The sequence below is a fragment of the Staphylococcus sp. HMSC071G07 genome (assembly GCF_001811435.1).
In the GTDB taxonomy this organism is placed as follows: Bacteria; Bacillota; Bacilli; order Staphylococcales; family Staphylococcaceae; genus Staphylococcus; species Staphylococcus pettenkoferi.
In genome coordinates, this window is record NZ_KV804768.1 from 164,897 (window position 1) to 181,718 (window position 16,822).

Consider the following 16,822-nt stretch of genomic DNA (forward strand, 5'->3'; position numbering starts at 1 on the left):
GCATTCATAAATCTATTCGTTGTACAATGGATATAAGTTCAACGTTTAAGGAGGATGACCTATGGAAATGAAACAACCGATTATTATAGATACAGATCCAGGTATTGATGATGCAGCGGCAATTAGTATTGCGCTCAATCACCCTCAGTTTGATTTAAAAATGATTACTACAGTAAATGGTAATGTAGGCATTGAGAAAACCACAGCTAACGCTTTAAAATTAAAGAAATTCTTTAATAGTAATGTTCCAGTTCACCGAGGTGCTTCACAACCGCTTATGGCGAATATTGTTGATGCGAGTGAAGTTCACGGCGAATCCGGGATGGCCGGTTATGAATTCGAAGAGGTAAATGAAACTGAATTATCATCTACACATGCAGTTGAAGCCATGAGAGATGCGTTACTTCAAAGCGACGAACCGATAACGCTCATCCCAATAGGTCCGCTGACGAACATTGCCCTTTTACTCAAAACCTATCCTGAAGTCACTGCACACATTAAAGAAATCGTCTTAATGGGCGGTAGCGCAAACAGAGGTAACATCACGCCTGCAGCTGAATTTAATATGTATTGTGATCCAGAAGCAGCACAAATTGTCTTTGATTCTGGATTGCCACTAACGATGGTCGGTCTTGATGTGGCACGTAGCTCAACGCTCCTACACGAACATGTCGATGAACTCAAAGACTTGAACCAAACTGGAGATATGCTACGTCAAATGTTCAAACATTATCGCGGAGATGATTTTGAAAAAGGAATTAACGTGTACGACGCTTATACGTTACTCTTCCTACTCCATCCAGAACACTTTAAAGTCGAAGAAGCACATGTTCAAATTGAAGTCCAAGGCGAGTTAACGAAAGGTATGACTGTCACAGACTTTAACTCAGAGTTCCCTAACACGAGTGTCGTAATGTCTATCGACCCAGAACGCTTCAAAGACTTGTTCTTCGATGCATTGCGTCATGCGAAGTAATCCACTTACACTATCTATGTCATAAAAATAGCCCTAAGATGATTTCGCTATGAAACCGTCTTAGGGCTATATTATGATTTAAGTTCTATTTAAAAGGTCCTTTGAATCATTGCTTATTTCACGTAAGTTTCTTTAAATTCCTCTATGATAGCGTCAAGATCTTCAACATTTAATGAGAAATAAAGTTTAATTTTAGGTTCAGTACCTGAAGGACGTACCGCTATAAAGCCTTCATCAAAAATAAAACGTACAAGATTTGCTTTAGGTAAGGATAATTCACGTTGTTCGTCCGTTTGGATATCCTTCATAACACCTTCATTATAATCTTCTATCGCGCGTACATTTAAACCACAGATACTCTGAGGCGCTTGGCCTTTAAATTGATTCATAATATTCTCGATGCGAGCTCTACCTTCTGCACCTTCGAATGTTGGTGAAACAGTTTTATCTTTAAAATGACCAATCTGTTCGTAAATATCTTCGAGTGTATCTTTAATCGTTAAACCGTTATCTGCTAGCATGTTCTTATATTTAATGAGTAATGGTACCATTTGAATCGCATCTTTATCGCGTGAGAACGGTGCCGCTAAATAACCGTGACTTTCTTCAAAGGCCAGTAATAACGTCTCTTCCTCATGCGCTTTCTGTTCAAGTAACTCAGAAATATATTTAAATCCTGTTAAGACGTTATTTACTTCAACATTCAATGCACGCGCTAAACGCTCAGCTAACTCACTTGTCACGATAGATTTCGCCATATAGAGCTGCTTACCACTTTCTAACGCTTCTTGATAGCGCAATTTCATGAGCAATAAGCCAATTTCATTCCCATTAAAGTATGTGTACGTACCATCTTCGTAGCGCTCGATAAAGCCGAAACGATCCGCATCAGGATCAGTAGCAATAATCAGCCCTGCATTTTCCTTCTTCGCAAGCTGCAGTCCTAAATCAAACGCTTCAATTTCTTCCGGATTCGCACGTTCAACAGTTGGGAAACGACCGTCTGGCGTCGACTGTTCCTTTTCAACTGCAAAATTAGAATAATTAAGTTCTGTTAAGATGTCTGACAAGATAGGTAAACTTGTGCCATGCAAACTCGTCAACACAACTTTGGTACTATCGCTCCCTATATTGCCTACTAAATCTTTAACCGCGTCTTTATAAGCTTGCGTGACTTCGCTCGGAAGATATGAAATCATATTGTCATTCAATAACTGGTCGAAGTCCCCTATTTCAATACTTAAAGGATCTTCAATCGCATTAATAAATTGACTCAAATCTTCAGAGGCTTCTGGAAGTAGCTGGCCACCATGCTGATCGTAAACTTTAATACCGTTATAATCTTTGGGGTTATGACTCGCAGTAATCATCACACCCGCATCTGTCTTTAATTGACGGACTGCGAACGATAATTCAGGTGTAGATTTGTAATCTTGTGAAATCGTCACATGAACATGTTGATGCGCAAGCACAGCTGCCATTTCTTGGGCGAAATCTTTAGAGAGAAATCTCGTATCATAATGGATGACGATGCTTGGATCTTCATGTTGTTGAGTTAAATATTGTGCTAGCCCTAGCGCGACCTTTCTCACTGTAAAGGCATTCAATCGCCCTGGTCCTATACCAAACGTACTACGTATTCCTGCTGTACCAAACGCTAAAGTTTCATGGAAGCCCTCTTCGCGTGTTGTACTATCCTGTTCTTCATAGAAATGACGTACTAAACTTTCATCTAAGTGGTCTAACCAAGCCTGTTTATTGACCATGATCTCAAGTCTCCTTTATAACTCCAATTCAACATTTAAATATTTAAGTCTAGGCTACGTATCTTTCATTTTTAATCAACATGAGTATGTTATAATGCGTAACGCTAGCCTAGTTTGATTTACAATATATGATTTGTAAGGTTCATTATAGCTTATCTGCGTTGATAATTCATGTGTTTATCCGTTCAGTAAAGATATTTTAGTCAGCAAGATTATTATTTTTTACATGTTAAAATGTCTACAGACGAAGTAGGATAAAATACGCTTAATGTTATGTAACATCTAGGATAAGACATTACTGCTAACAGTTGATATTTTTAGTTGAGAGTAATAAAATTATTATTTATAGTACAATTTCGTCTTTACAATAACTTAACATTTATTTGTGTGAGTTATTGTAAAAATGATAAAGACTGTATTTAAGTTAAAATCGATTGTATGAAGTTATGAAAACACTTGTTATCGCGTAAAGTTATGATGCTTACATAGAGAGACTGTTCATGTCTTTTCATCGCATAGCATAACAACACTAAACTAATATTTGGGAGCTTCAATCATGAATAAATTGTTTAAATATCTTCTCATACTTTTATCATTAGTATTGATTGTCATACCGATTATCTTTGCGGTAACCTTACTCAAATCTTCGCAAAACGCTTTTGAAAGTTCTCATAATGACAACGATACAGGACGTCAATCTAATTTGCGAGAAGGCAAAGTAAATGCGTCTAAAGATCCGATTTCTATCCTATTCTTAGGAATTGATGAGAACGAGAACCGTAAAAAGAGTGGTCAAAATAGCGAGAACTCACGAACAGACTCCATGATCCTTTCTACTTTTAACCAAGATAAGAAACAAATCCGTTTGCTCAGCATTCCGCGTGATACGATTAGTTATATTCCGAAAGTCAGCTACTATGATAAGATTACGCACGCCCACGCATATGGTGGCCCTACAGCCTCTATGGATGCCGTAGAAGCGACGATGAATGTACCAGTAGACTACTATGCCAGAGTAAATATGGATGCCTTTGTCGACGCTGTAGATGAGCTTGGCGGTATCGAGTACGATGTGCCTTACAATATCAACGAAGTGAATAAAAATGATGATGGTCGCACAAAAATTAAAAAAGGTCGTCATAAACTGAACGGCGAAGAAGCTTTAGCTGTAGCACGTACGCGTCATAAAGATTCTGACTTAAAACGCGGTCAAAGACAAATGGAACTATTACAGCTACTCTTTGCGAAAGCTCAAAAAGTAGATTCTTTAAATAAACTCGATAATGTGATTAAAATTGTTGGTAAAAATTCTAGTCACAACTTGAGTTACAAAGAAATTCGTGCACTTGCTTCTACGTACTTAAAGAGTGGTGTAGATATTAAGAAATCACAACTCTCTGGTGACGATGACATGCTCGATGGTATTTACTATTATAATCCAGACATAAAAAGTATAATGAAATCATCGAACCTTTTACGTAAAGATTTAGGTTTATCACCTATCAAGAATAAACGTGACTTCTTAAATCAACGTGTGATTGATCGTTATGGTGAACTCGTACCACAAACGCAACTCGACGATGATTTACTAGATAAGAATCAGAATGACACGACAAGTGACAAAGACGATGATAAAACTTTACATTCCAAATCTAATAAGGATCAAGAGGATGACCAACAAGGACAAGGCGGCAATCCAGCCAATGGTAACCAAGGTCAAGGCCAAGATCAAGCACCATCTCAAGGCGCGGATCCTAATCAATCCGGTCAGTACGGTCAAGATCCTAACAATCAACAACAAGGTGGCTATGACGTCTACTAATTTCTGAAAGGAGTGTGCGCGATGTCACGCAAAACATATGAGAAACTCTCGCACATTAACGGCATGTTCAACATACTTGAACAGCAGATGATTCATAGTAAAGATATGGCACTATTTAGAGGACAACTCTTCTATGTGAACCATGAACATCGTGAGAATTACGAAGCTTTACGTATCTACTATAAAGACAGTGAAACGAATCCTGTGGTCGACGGTGCATGTTATATAGTGGCATTACCTGAAATCTTTGACAAAGTCGATGTATTTGAGTCTGAACTTCCTTTCTCATGGGTTTATGATGAAAATGGTGTCACTGAAACGATGCAGTCGATCAGTGTGCCAATCCAATACTTGATTGCAGCCGCACTTGAAGTAACGAATGTCAATATCTTTACACCATCTGGCTTTACGATGGGCATGAATAACTGGAATATTGCTCAGATGCGCATATTCTGGCAATATACTGCCATCGTACGTCAAGAAGCACAATAAGAGATGAATAAAAGGCGTTGTTCCCCGCGAACAACGCCTTTTATAATGTATTGTTTTAAATCCACCCCTTCTCCACTGCCTTCTTCCAAGCTTCGAAGCGATTATCTACTGTTAATTTTTCAATAAGTGTAGAGGTATAATTCCGAACCGTCCCATTCGATAAATAGAGTGCTTTCGAAATTTCTTTACTTGAGCGTCCTTTACCAATTTCTTTTAACACAAGCTGTTCTTTAGCCGTGAGTGGATTTCTTTCTTTAAACACAGAAGTCATGAGTGAACTACTATACTCTTTCTCTCCATTCATCACTTTATACATCGTCTCCACTAATTCATCTACAGAACGTTCTTTCAGTACATATGCATCGACATCGTTCGCTACTGCCCTTTCAAAGTATCCAGGACGTTTAAATGTAGTAACGATAATAATATGAGTTGGGATTTCTTGTGCTCTTACTCGACTCAATACATCTAACCCAGAAAGTTGGGGCATTTCTACATCTAATATCGCGATGTCAGGTGACTGCGCTTCAATTTGTTGGAAAGCTTGTGCGCCATCGCCCGCTTCTCCCACTACAGAAATATCGTCATGCATTTCAATAAGTTGTACCATTGCTTGACGCAACATCGTCTGATCTTCAGCTATCGTGATTCGTATCATAGGCGCTCACCTCGTGGAACTGTAATTTGTACTTTCAGACCCTTGTCATTCGTCACCTTAAGTGTACCATTCACTCTATTCACACGCTGTTCAATACTGTGTAACGTAGTACCGCTATCTAGACCGCGTCCATTGTCATGCACTGTTAACGTAATTGTCTCTTGATTATCTTCCAGACTACAACATACTTTCGTCGCTCCAGAATGCTTAATCACGTTATTCAACGCTTCTCTTAAGATCATGGCTAAGATAGATTGTTTAGAAGGACTGAGTACGCGCGCTTTCTCCTTATGGGTAAAATAAAATTCGAAATTCGCATTCTCTAATAGCATTTCCATTCCCTGTACTTCTTCTTCAAAAGATTGGACCTTCAAATCATTGATAATATTTCTTACTTTATGAAGCGCTTCTTTAGAAAGTTGATTAACTGCTGCTATCTCTTCTTTCGCTTTATCTTTATCTTGATCTATCAATTTCATAGCGAGTTCTGATTTTAAACTGAGGCTCGCAAAGACATGACCTAACGTGTCATGAAGATCCTGACCAATGCGGTTCCGCTCTTGTTCTGCAATCAAAACGTTGATATGTTGATTCTTCTGTTCAAGTTCTTGTTTCAACTTGCGATTTTTAACCATTCGCTTATTACCGATCAATATCATAACGATAACGACGTAAAACAGAATAAGTGTAAACAAATGGGAGAAGTTATAAAAGATTAAAGTAACCGCTAAACAACCACACATCGCTATCAGCATCGTAAGAATAAACCACTTCTGAAATTTTTCTTTTACTATAAAAGGAATAAAGAAAGCACTGTAAAAGAAAAATAACGATACTTCAGGTGCCATGCTATATACAAAGCTTATCGTCAACATACAATAGACAAGGAAACAACTGTATAATACATAGGTATTCAATATTGGATTACAGATGATCATTAACGAATAAACGATACCGAATGTAATAACTAAGATAATATTTAGCCATATCGAGCCACGAGGATGCATGAATAGTCCGATTACGAGCATGAGAAAATATAACAACGAGGACAAATGAATGAGACTCGTATTCAGCTTTGCTTTCATTTTGACGCACCTCGTTTTCTTTTCAACAGTAAAGCCATCCCCACAAAGATAACACTATATATTAATAATACTAGCATAGACTGCCAGTTAAAGTGCTCCCCTTTTCCAATATCTAGAGCGATCTGTTTCATGTGATAAGTTGGAGATTTGTAAGCAATGACCTTTAACCATTCTGGAAATTGACTCACTGGGAACCACAGACCACCTACCATTGCTAAGACGATATATAAAATATTGCCTAGACTACTCGCTTTTTGTAAATCATTGACTTGGGCCAACAGAATACCAATAGATAAAAATAAACTAGCACAAATCCAAAGTGTCAGACCTGAAATTAGCCACTCGCTCATGGACATAGATATATTGCGCACAGTAGCAGCAACGATAAAGATCACTACGATTGATAAAGCAAATTGAATCATCGTCTTGAACACTTTCGTCATATAATAAGCAGGATAACTCATACGCGTGTTAAGTAACTGTTTCTGCCACCCTATTTGGTGCTCTTCTATTAAATCCACAGGAAAGCTCATTAAACAGAAACTGGTTAAACTGAAAGTTACCATACTATACATGTATTCTTTATAGAAAATTTCCTGTTGAGCAGAAGGTATATCAATAATTGAAGTGAAGAGTAAGTAGAATACTAATGGCAAAAGTATTGATAATGCTAAATAAACTTTCTTTCGAAATAGCATTTTAATTTCTATACTTAAATACGTTCGTATCATACGTCTTCCTCCTCTTTATCTTCGTAAAATATTGTTTCCAATAATGACGACTTCGTGATTTCTATCTCATTAAGATTAATATGATGCGTCATCAACTCTTTGAGCGTCGTTTCGACATTATCAGTAGTTATATATAGTAATTTGTCTTGCTGAATTGACTTAACCGATTGCAACTGGGTTATGTGTTTTGCCCAGCTTTTAGGTACGGATATTACAGAATAATGCTGTGTTTGTTTCAAATCTTGAGGTGTCGTTTCTATAGTTATGACGCCTTTATCTAAGACGATAATTCGGTCAGCCATGCGTTCTACTTCTTCTATATAATGCGATGTGTAAAATATCGTGGTACCTTGCTGTTTGAGTTTTTCAATAACGTTCCAAAAATGACTGCGCATTTCGACATCCATCGCACTCGTGGGTTCATCCATAATGAGCAACTTAGGACGTCCAATAATAGCAAGTGCGAAAGCTAATATGCGTTGTTGACCTCCCGAAAGCTGATTCGCAAATTGATTAAGCTGTTTTTCTGTAAAAAGAGTAATCTCTTGAAATTGCTTTAAAGAGAATGGATTTTTAACTATTTTCGCATAAAGATGATATAGTTCTTTCACTTTCATTACTTTTGGAAATTGAGAAGTTTGAAAGAGTATACCTAAATGTTCTTTATCTAGTAAATGTTGTGGATCTCGGATAGTACCTCGGTTTCGTTCCAAATCCCCTATTAGAATATCAATTAAAGTCGATTTTCCTGCTCCATTTTTGCCTATGAGCGCAGTACATTCACCGCTAGGTATGTTAAAGTTCACGCCTTTTAGCACTTGCTTTTTCTGAAAAACTTTTTCTAAATGTTTTACTTCAATCATGGTCCTACCTCCTCCACTGGTGATACTTCAATATTACAAATTCTCTGGGAATTGCAGTAGTAGAGGATGTCATCACTTCAATGTGACAAATGTCACATTCTAAGGATTCTGAAGTGAATTCTCATACATAATAAGATATAATTGCTTTTAAAACTTCAAGGTGGGGATAACATGTTCAAAAAAGTGACGACTAAAGAGGAATTATCGGATGCATTTTCAATAAGAAGAGAAGTATTTGTGCACGAGCAAGGTGTACCGATCGAAAATGAACTCGATTCATACGAAGAAGTCGCGACACATATCGTAGGTTATGCCGAGAATGGAGAACCCTTCGCAGTCGCACGCTTTCGACCTTATGAAGATGCAGCTAAAGTTGAACGTGTGGCGATTAAATCATCCTATAGACAAGGCGGTAATGGCAGACAGCTGATGCAGTTTGTAGAGGAAGTTGCGCAGAAAGAGGGTTATTCAACATTGATGCTCAATGCACAGTGTCAGGCTGAACATTTCTATCGTTCCTTAGGTTATGAGGCTGAGGGTGAAGTATTTTTAGAGGAAAATATTGAGCATATACGCATGACAAAGCATATTTAAACAGTGATTATACACTTTGTCTTCAAGTTGTAATGAAAATATAATATATCTGATATTTTAAGCGTAGGCACGCGTAATTCAATAATATTATGTGGTGACTACGCTTTTTAAGATTACTTTTATATTACAATCCAGTGAAATTCAAGATTTTACACATACTCCGTATTATAATGTATTTAAATTTTGTATACATAAAGGAGTAGTTATATGGCTAATTTAAAGTTTAAATTCAAAGTGCCTTCAATTATTGCGTTAACGTTAGCAGGTACAGCTTTGACTACACATCACGCTCATGCGGCTGAAAAAACACAAGATCAAACCTCAAATTCTAATGTTCTTGACGACCAGCACGCATTAGATCAATCAAAAGAAATTAAAGATGAAATCAGCAACCCGACGACAAATATTTCAGGGACACAAGTTTATCAAGATCCTTCTATTGTGAAAGCGCCTGAAACAGCAGATACAGAAGCGTACGACTCTCATTTAGATTCGCTTTATCAGACTGCAGATAATGAAACTGAGGCGCAAGACGTGACATCAGACGAAGTTTCACAAGGGACTGACGCTCAACAAGAAGCACAAGTTTCTCAAGATACACAAAGTGAAGATACAGATGTACAAAGTAGCGAAACTGACGCTCAAAGTGATGATGTGAATGCGCAAGATCATGAAGCGAACGCACAAGATGACACAGTAGCGACTACGGAAACGGTGGATCAAACGCCTGCCGAAGAAACAACACAAGATAATGAGACTAACACTGCAGAGACTGATCAAGCCGTGTCTAACAACGAAACTGTATCAGAAGATGCGACAACTTCAACTGATGCGGTACAAGACGAAGCTATTGAAACGCCTGTAACTACTCTTGATAACGAAGAAGTAGCTCAATCCGCAACTGATGTTCAAGGGGACCAAACATCAGCAACTACTGACGTAACCGCTTCTACTATGGAGCAAGATAGTACAGAAGCTTCTTCAAATGCTATCGAACAAGCTCAAGATATCGATAAACACTCTGCTACTGAAGATCAACAAGGTAACGCAGATTCAACAGTATCAGAAGAAAATAATCACAATATTGTTGATAAAGCGAACACTTCAAGTACGCAAGATGTTGAACAAACTCAAGCACAACACAATGTAGATAATAAAGATACTGAGACAGATGCTGACGATAAAACAGCTTCAGTTCAAGATTCAGATGTTAGACAATCAGATAGCGAGAACGCGCAAGCGAATACAGTATCTTCAAGCAATGATGCGAAATCAACAGACTCAGAAGAATCTGCTACTAGCCCATCTTCATCTGACGATAACTCAGATGTAACTAAAGCTAATGAAGACCTTACACATGCCACACCAACTGATGCGGCACATGCTAAACGTACATTAACACCAGCTCAAATTACTGCTGCACCTGACAAACAAGGCGTAGTCGAAGGTCATTACCAAGCAGATCATGCGCATTTTGTAGATGACGAGGTTACAGAAGCCACAACACCGTCCGCTGAAGACGAAAGTAATCTTGCTGATGCAACGCCAACTGATAAAGCACATGAACACCATACGTTAATAGCGGCTCAAGTGACAGCCTCACCTCATAAACAAGATGAAGTAGAACGTCATTTTGAAGAAGTTCAAGCGAAATATGTCGCTTCCGATGATGCAGAAGAAATTCCAACTAATACATCAACATTCAGAGCAGCTTCTAAAGCACCGAAGTTGAAATTGCCGAAGTATGCACCTAAAGTGAATTCTTCAATCAATAATTACATCCGTAGCAAGAACTATAAAGTACCAACGTACGAGCAAAGTATCGCGAGTTATTTACCTCAATTTAACTATCGCTATGGTAAACCTGAAGGTATCGTGATGCATGATACAGCCAACGATTCTTCTACGATTGATGGCGAAGTTAACTTCATGAAGAATAACTATAGTCTTGCGTTCGTACATGCCTATGTCGATGGTAACCGTATTATCGAAACGGCGAACACGGACTACGGCGCTTGGGGTGCAGGCCCTGTTGCTAACCAACGTTTTATCCACGTTGAGCTTGTCCACACACATGACTATGACTCATTCGCACGTTCAATCAACAACTATGCGGATTATGCAGCAACGAACCTACTCTACTATGGTTTGAAACCAGACAGTGCTGAATATGATGGTCAAGGTACAGTATGGACACACCGTTCTGTAAGTAACTACTTAGGTGGTACAGATCACGTCGATCCACATGGTTACCTTGCAATGCACAACTATTCTTATGATGAGCTTTATGATTTAATTTATGAAAAATATTTAATTAAAACGAACAAAGTCGCATCTTGGGGAACTGCAAGCTCAGGTACAACGACACAACCGTCTAAACCTTCACCAAGTCAACCTAAACCATCTACTTCAACAGGTAAACAAGGTACACTGTCAGTAAATGCTAACAGTGGTGTTGCACGTATCAATAGTTCTAATAAAGGCTTATATACTACGGTTTATGACCAAAAAGGTAAAAAAGCGACACAAACGAACCAAACATTGAAAGTGACTAAGGCCGCTTCCCTTGGTTCAGAAAAATTCTACCTCGTTTCTGATTACAACAAAGGTAATTTGATCGGTTGGATTCATCAGAACGACGTGAACTACAACAAAGCGGGCGCAACGAAATCAGTTAACCAAACATACAAAGTGAAATCTGGCGAAACACTTTATCTCGTTCCTTGGGGTACGTCAGCTCAAAAAGCAGGTACAGTATCTGGTAAAGGTCTCCAATCATTTAAAGCTACGAAACAACAAGTGATTGGTTCAACACCTTACATTTACGGTACAGTAAACAAACTTTCTGGTTGGATAAGTGCATCACATTTAACAAGTACAGCAACAGCTCAGCCTAAACCAGCACAACCGACACCGAAAGCACCTGCTGCGTCAGCGAAGCTCGTCGTTACACCATTAACGAACGCGCAAGGTACAGTAGCTAAATCTAATCATGGCCTTTACACAACTGTTTACGATCAAAGCGGTGTTCAGAAGTCATACCTTAATGGCAAGACGTATCAGTTAACGAAGAAAGCGACTTTAGGTCAGAAGTCATTCTACCTTTTAACTGATAAGAATACGAATATCGGTTGGATGTTAACAAGTGATGTGGCTTACAAAGATACAACACCTAAGAACGTGACGACTGCTGTAAGTAAGATTGGTCAAGTTAAAGCGAATAACTCAGGTATTCGTGCAACTGTCTTTGATCCAGTTGGTAAAAAAGCGAACGTTTATGGCGGCAAAACTTTTACTATTACAAAACAACGTACACAAGGCAACCAAACTTACGTCTTATTACAGAATGAACGTCAAAATACACCAATCGGTTGGCTCAACGCGAAAGATATTCAATTAAAGAATTTAAGCAAACCAACTGCTGCAAAAGGTCAATATACGATCAAACCATCAACGCAAGGTCTCTACTCTATCCCTTGGGGTACGAATAAACAGTTGTTGGATAACTTGAAACAAGCTCACAACAGTATCTTTAACGTATCGAAATCAATTAAAGTGGATAATAACGCCTACCTTTACGGTACGACGAACAATAAGACAGGTTGGATTAATAGCAAAGATTTAACACCTGTGAAAGCAACTGCACAAAGTGGTAAAGCGGTTACGAAAGAAGCTGCTGCAAGTAAGACAACGCCATTCTCATATGAATTTGTCGTAACGAATAAGAATGGTCTCTACTACAGCTCACCGACTGCGAAGAACGGCACAGCACTCACTGGCGCTTATGCAAGTATCTTTAAAGTCATCGAACAACAAACGGTGAATGGTGTGACTTGGTATCATGGTAAGCTTTCAAACGGTAAACTCGTGTGGATTAAGGCGTCTGACTTAAGTAAAGCGTTAGTGAAATACTACCGCTCTAACATGACACTTGATCAAGCTGCAAAATTACAATATAACTTGGCTTACCGTCCACAAGTGCAACATGTTCCAGGTAAATGGACGAATGCTTCACTTGCTGAAATCAAGGCAGCGATGGACTCTGATAAACTCGCTAAAGATGATACTCAGAAATATCAATTCTTAAGACTCGATATGGCTCAGAATCTATCAGTTGCTTCACTCAACAAATTACTCGCTGGTAAAGGTATTCTTGAAGGCCAAGGTGAAGCTTTCAGTGAAGCTGCGAAGATGTACAATATCAATGAAATTTATCTCATTTCACATGCCCTACTTGAAACAGGCAATGGAACTTCTACCCTCGCAAATGGTGGTAACGTGGTTAATAATAAAGTGGTCACTACAGGTAAGAAGTACTACAACATGTTCGGTATTGGTGCGGTAGACAGTGATGCACTTCGCGGAGGTTTCAATTATGCGAAACAAGCAGGTTGGGATACAGTGAAGAAAGCGATTATTGGCGGTGCGCATTTCATCGCTGGCCGTTACATTCATGAGGGTCAGAATACGTTGTATAAAATGCGTTGGAATCCTGCCAACCCAGGTACGCATCAATATGCGACTGATATTGGATGGGCTAAACAAAATGCTATCCGCATTAAGTCATTCTACGATCAAATTAAACAAACTGGTAAATACTTTGATATCAGTACGTATCAAAAATAGTATGGTCGATTGAAACCAATGAAATAAATCATAAACTTAACCCTTCAGTCATTGCTTAAACGTAATGATTGAAGGGTTTTATTAAGTGAATTTTATTTTTTGCTACAGACGCCACGTTGAGTATCATGTAAGCCTTATGTGGAAACGGCTTAGTTAACCGAGGAATGAATAGCCTTAGTGACTTACAAGATAATGAATTATCGTTTTTTATTCAGTATCATCGTCTTGATCACTATCATTCAACTTTGCTAACAATGTCGCGAATAGGGCTTGCTCATCTTCAGTTAATTTCTGAGCCCGCACTTCAAGGAGTGAGATACGTGCTTCATTAATTTGGCGTACAAGTTCTAGACCTCTTTCAGTGAGCAATAAATCTTTTCGTCGCATGTCTACTGGAGACGTCTGACTTTTCACGTAATCGAGACGACGTAGTTTCTTAATCCAACGCGACACCAACGATTGCTCTCTGTGCAACTTGTGTGTAATGGTATGTTGAGACATCATTTGTTGCGTATATAGTAATCTTAATATGACAAACTGTTCATGAGATAAATCGACTTTACTACCTATTCGCTGACTCACAAGATCCAAATCTTCATTTAAAGAAGTAATGATTGTTTCGAGTTGTTTATACATGTGTTGTCCTCTCTTATTTAAGTTCTATCTGTAGCGATGCACTGGAAGTTGGAAACGCGCGATATGGATATTATCTTAAAGGAAACGCGCGAACCGCCCCCACTTTCACTACATGATGTAATGCTACACTTATACTGAATTTAAAAATATTATACGTTTCTCGCTCATTAAATACAAACGATTTTGCCACAATAATGCGATATTGTTGCATTAGCAACACTTTGTATAATAAATTATTAGATGTTATAAATTTTTTGAAGGAGCTAAATTTATGGGTAAATCCTTACAAAGAGACTATTATTTTGATAATGCACGCGCGATATTAATATTTTTCGTAGTTTTCGGTCATCTTTTACAACCATATAAATCTGAGAGTCCGATTTTATCGGCGCTATACTTAACTATTTATAGTTTCCATATGCCAGGATTTCTCTTTATATCTGGTTATTTTGCGAAAAAAATCGGGGAACAAGGCTATTTAGAAAAGGTCTCTAGAAAGTTACTCATTCCTTACTTTATCTTCTTTGCCTTTTTCTCATTTTATTATTACTTTACAGGGCAAACCGATAAAGTGACATTTGATCCTTTCAACCCTGTATTTGCGTTATGGTTCTTGCTGACATTATTTTTATTCCATGTCATTCTCGTCATCGTTAAGGATTACAAACCCTATATCGTCTTACCCGTCGCAATTATCATATCGCTATTCGCAGGATTTTCATCGAATATCAACGAATATTTAAGTTTCTCAAGAACGATTATCTTTTTCCCAATCTTCTATATTGGTTACCTGTTCCAGAAACGACATACTGCGTTCTTGCGTGATAAACGACTCATACCGATTTCTATCGCTATACTCATCAGTTTCTTTGTGATTTATTATATCCACCCTATCAATGCAGATTGGTTGCTTGGCAGTACGCCTTACACTTCTTTAGAGGATGGCGATCAAGGTTTATACAGTCCATTGAAACGGCTTGTACTCTACGTCATCATCCTAGTCGCGATGTTCTCAGTCTTTAATCTTGTGCCCCAAGGCCAACATTGGTTCACGTACATGGGTGGTCGCACATTGCAAGTTTACCTATTACACGGCTTAGTGATTGGCGTAGTGAGAGGCTTTGAACTCTACCCATTCAAAGAACCAATCTCAATTATGACTTATATTTATCTCATCGGTTTGAGTGCATTGATTGTTTATATTTTAACAACCAACTTTGTAGTAAAATGGTCGAACCCAATCATTCATTTAAAACGACCTTCGCAATTTAACTCGAAATGATAATAAAGCCGAATTGCAATCTCTTGATTTATGTTAGAATAGACTTAATTTAATTCTTTCAACATGATAGAGTGAGCAATTCGGTTTTTTTGAGGTGAAAAAATGAAATTAGCGTTAAACCAACATTCTAAATACTTACAAGCACCAAGTATTCGACAATTCTCTAACCGTATGAAAGGCATGACGGATTGTGTCAATCTTACTATTGGTCAACCCGACTTTCCGATGCCGGATGTGGTGAAAAAAGCGTATATTGAAGCTATTGAAGAGAACCATACAAGTTATTCCCACAATAAGGGACTCATCGAAACACGTGAGGCGATTAGCGCATACTTTAAACAACGCTTTGAAGTGGATTACGATCCAGAAGAAATCATTATTACGAATGGCGCGAGTGAGGCGCTCGATACGGCGCTTCGCAGTATCATTGATGAGGGTGACGAAATTATTATTCCTGGCCCTGTATACGCAGGCTATATCCCTCTCGTGAAGACTTTAGGAGGCACGCCGGTTTATATCGATACAACTCAAACAGATTATAAAGTCACACCTGAAGCGATTAAGTCTCATATTACTGCTAGAACGCGTGCGATACTTTTAAACTATCCTACTAATCCTACAGGTGTCACACTCAGCTACGATGAAGTGGCAGCACTTGTAGAAACGTTAAAGCAACATGAAATCTTTGTCATCAGTGATGAAATCTACGCAGAGAATACCTTCAAAGGGCACCATACATCTTTCGGTCAGTTTACGGAACTACGCGACCAACTTCTACTCATTAGCGGGTTAAGTAAATCTCATTCTGCGACAGGCATCCGTATGGGCTTTCTCATGGGTCCTGCATACTTAATTGAGAAATTAACGTTTATGCATGCCTATAATTGTATTTGTGCAAATGTGCCTGCTCAAATTGCTTGTAAGGCTGCTTTGCAAGAAGGTTTAGATGCACCGCGCTATATGAACGAAGCTTATATTGAAAGACGCGATTATTTAGTCCGTCGTCTTACAGAGCTCGGTTTTGAGCTAGATGCTACGCCTGAAGGTGCTTTCTACATCTTCCCTAACATCACGCGTTTCACTGATGATGACTTTAACTTCTGCGTGGAAGTTCTCGAAGAAGCTCATGTCGCCATGGTACCAGGTTCTGCATTTACTGATTATGGACAAGGTCACGTTAGAATCTCTTACGCTTATCCATTATCACAACTCATAGAAGGTATGGCGCGCCTTGAAAGATTTTTAGAAAAGCATTATCAGTCATAAATATTGAAAAAGCGATTGTTGGTTA

13 protein-coding genes are annotated in these 16,822 nt (G+C 38.4%); 7 read left to right on the forward strand and 6 right to left on the reverse strand.

Annotated features, from left to right (window positions below; translation table 11 throughout):
* Positions 1 to 67: 67 nt before the first annotated feature.
* On the forward strand, positions 68 to 976 hold the full coding sequence (gene rihC / locus HMPREF2802_RS05110; RefSeq protein ID WP_070503413.1) for a ribonucleoside hydrolase RihC: 909 nt from the start codon (positions 68 to 70) through the stop codon (positions 974 to 976).
* Between the two features lie 113 nt (positions 977 to 1,089).
* Here the strand turns inward: rihC and HMPREF2802_RS05115 are convergent, their stop codons facing one another.
* Positions 1,090 to 2,742, reverse strand: coding sequence for a phospho-sugar mutase (locus HMPREF2802_RS05115; RefSeq protein WP_070502979.1), 1,653 nt, complete (start codon positions 2,740 to 2,742; stop codon positions 1,090 to 1,092).
* Between the two features lie 556 nt (positions 2,743 to 3,298).
* On the opposite strand from HMPREF2802_RS05115, the gene HMPREF2802_RS05120 reads away from it, so the two are divergent.
* Together HMPREF2802_RS05120 and HMPREF2802_RS05125 are read left to right on the forward strand one after the other, a co-directional pair.
* Complete coding sequence (locus tag HMPREF2802_RS05120; protein WP_070502980.1) at positions 3,299 to 4,564, forward strand: LCP family protein; 1,266 nt, start codon at positions 3,299 to 3,301, stop codon at positions 4,562 to 4,564.
* A gap of 21 nt (positions 4,565 to 4,585) precedes the next feature.
* Entirely contained in the window at positions 4,586 to 5,056 is a 471-nt protein-coding gene (locus tag HMPREF2802_RS05125) for a DUF2538 family protein (protein WP_002471869.1), read from the forward strand.
* A gap of 55 nt (positions 5,057 to 5,111) precedes the next feature.
* On the opposite strand, the gene HMPREF2802_RS05130 is transcribed toward HMPREF2802_RS05125, so the two are convergent.
* The 4 genes from HMPREF2802_RS05130 to HMPREF2802_RS05145 are packed head-to-tail and all read right to left on the reverse strand — an operon-like array spanning position 5,112 to position 8,393.
* Positions 5,112 to 5,714, reverse strand: coding sequence for a response regulator transcription factor (locus HMPREF2802_RS05130; protein WP_070502981.1), 603 nt, complete (start codon positions 5,712 to 5,714; stop codon positions 5,112 to 5,114).
* Entirely contained in the window at positions 5,711 to 6,799 is a 1,089-nt protein-coding gene (locus tag HMPREF2802_RS05135) for a sensor histidine kinase (RefSeq protein ID WP_070502982.1), read from the reverse strand. Before HMPREF2802_RS05135 ends, HMPREF2802_RS05130 begins: the two co-directional genes overlap by 4 nt.
* Entirely contained in the window at positions 6,796 to 7,530 is a 735-nt protein-coding gene (locus HMPREF2802_RS05140) for an ABC transporter permease (protein WP_070502983.1), read from the reverse strand. The genes HMPREF2802_RS05135 and HMPREF2802_RS05140 overlap by 4 nt, the downstream gene beginning before the upstream one ends.
* Entirely contained in the window at positions 7,527 to 8,393 is an 867-nt protein-coding gene (locus HMPREF2802_RS05145; protein WP_070502984.1) for an ABC transporter ATP-binding protein, read from the reverse strand. The genes HMPREF2802_RS05140 and HMPREF2802_RS05145 overlap by 4 nt, the downstream gene beginning before the upstream one ends.
* Positions 8,394 to 8,564: 171 nt before the next feature.
* On the opposite strand from HMPREF2802_RS05145, the gene HMPREF2802_RS05150 reads away from it, so the two are divergent.
* A complete protein-coding gene (locus tag HMPREF2802_RS05150) occupies positions 8,565 to 8,987 on the forward strand; it encodes a GNAT family N-acetyltransferase (protein WP_070502985.1) in 423 nt (140 codons plus the stop codon).
* A gap of 207 nt (positions 8,988 to 9,194) precedes the next feature.
* Complete coding sequence (locus tag HMPREF2802_RS05155; RefSeq protein WP_070502986.1) at positions 9,195 to 13,613, forward strand: GW dipeptide domain-containing protein; 4,419 nt, start codon at positions 9,195 to 9,197, stop codon at positions 13,611 to 13,613.
* 207 nt (positions 13,614 to 13,820) lie between these two features.
* Here the strand turns inward: HMPREF2802_RS05155 and HMPREF2802_RS05160 are convergent, their stop codons facing one another.
* Positions 13,821 to 14,249 carry a MarR family winged helix-turn-helix transcriptional regulator gene (locus HMPREF2802_RS05160; RefSeq protein ID WP_070502987.1) on the reverse strand — a complete coding sequence of 143 codons (429 nt, stop codon included), beginning with the start codon at positions 14,247 to 14,249 and terminating at the stop codon, positions 13,821 to 13,823.
* Between the two features lie 271 nt (positions 14,250 to 14,520).
* Between HMPREF2802_RS05160 and HMPREF2802_RS05165 the strand changes: the two genes are divergently transcribed.
* Entirely contained in the window at positions 14,521 to 15,531 is a 1,011-nt protein-coding gene (locus tag HMPREF2802_RS05165) for an acyltransferase family protein (protein ID WP_002471938.1), read from the forward strand.
* Between the two features lie 102 nt (positions 15,532 to 15,633).
* A complete protein-coding gene (locus HMPREF2802_RS05170) occupies positions 15,634 to 16,797 on the forward strand; it encodes an aminotransferase class I/II-fold pyridoxal phosphate-dependent enzyme (RefSeq protein ID WP_070502988.1) in 1,164 nt (387 codons plus the stop codon).
* The last annotated feature ends 25 nt before the right edge of the window (positions 16,798 to 16,822 follow it).

Coding starts and splice junctions, on each gene's coding strand:
- rihC (WP_070503413.1), top strand. CDS start 68: ATGAAACAACCGATTATTATAGATACAGATCCAGGTATTGATGATGCA.
- HMPREF2802_RS05115 (WP_070502979.1), bottom strand. CDS start 2,742: ATGGTCAATAAACAGGCTTGGTTAGACCACTTAGATGAAAGTTTAGTA.
- HMPREF2802_RS05120 (WP_070502980.1), top strand. CDS start 3,299: ATGAATAAATTGTTTAAATATCTTCTCATACTTTTATCATTAGTATTG.
- HMPREF2802_RS05125 (WP_002471869.1), top strand. CDS start 4,586: ATGTCACGCAAAACATATGAGAAACTCTCGCACATTAACGGCATGTTC.
- HMPREF2802_RS05130 (WP_070502981.1), bottom strand. CDS start 5,714: ATGATACGAATCACGATAGCTGAAGATCAGACGATGTTGCGTCAAGCA.
- HMPREF2802_RS05135 (WP_070502982.1), bottom strand. CDS start 6,799: ATGAAAGCAAAGCTGAATACGAGTCTCATTCATTTGTCCTCGTTGTTA.
- HMPREF2802_RS05140 (WP_070502983.1), bottom strand. CDS start 7,530: ATGATACGAACGTATTTAAGTATAGAAATTAAAATGCTATTTCGAAAG.
- HMPREF2802_RS05145 (WP_070502984.1), bottom strand. CDS start 8,393: ATGATTGAAGTAAAACATTTAGAAAAAGTTTTTCAGAAAAAGCAAGTG.
- HMPREF2802_RS05150 (WP_070502985.1), top strand. CDS start 8,565: ATGTTCAAAAAAGTGACGACTAAAGAGGAATTATCGGATGCATTTTCA.
- HMPREF2802_RS05155 (WP_070502986.1), top strand. CDS start 9,195: ATGGCTAATTTAAAGTTTAAATTCAAAGTGCCTTCAATTATTGCGTTA.
- HMPREF2802_RS05160 (WP_070502987.1), bottom strand. CDS start 14,249: ATGTATAAACAACTCGAAACAATCATTACTTCTTTAAATGAAGATTTG.
- HMPREF2802_RS05165 (WP_002471938.1), top strand. CDS start 14,521: ATGGGTAAATCCTTACAAAGAGACTATTATTTTGATAATGCACGCGCG.
- HMPREF2802_RS05170 (WP_070502988.1), top strand. CDS start 15,634: ATGAAATTAGCGTTAAACCAACATTCTAAATACTTACAAGCACCAAGT.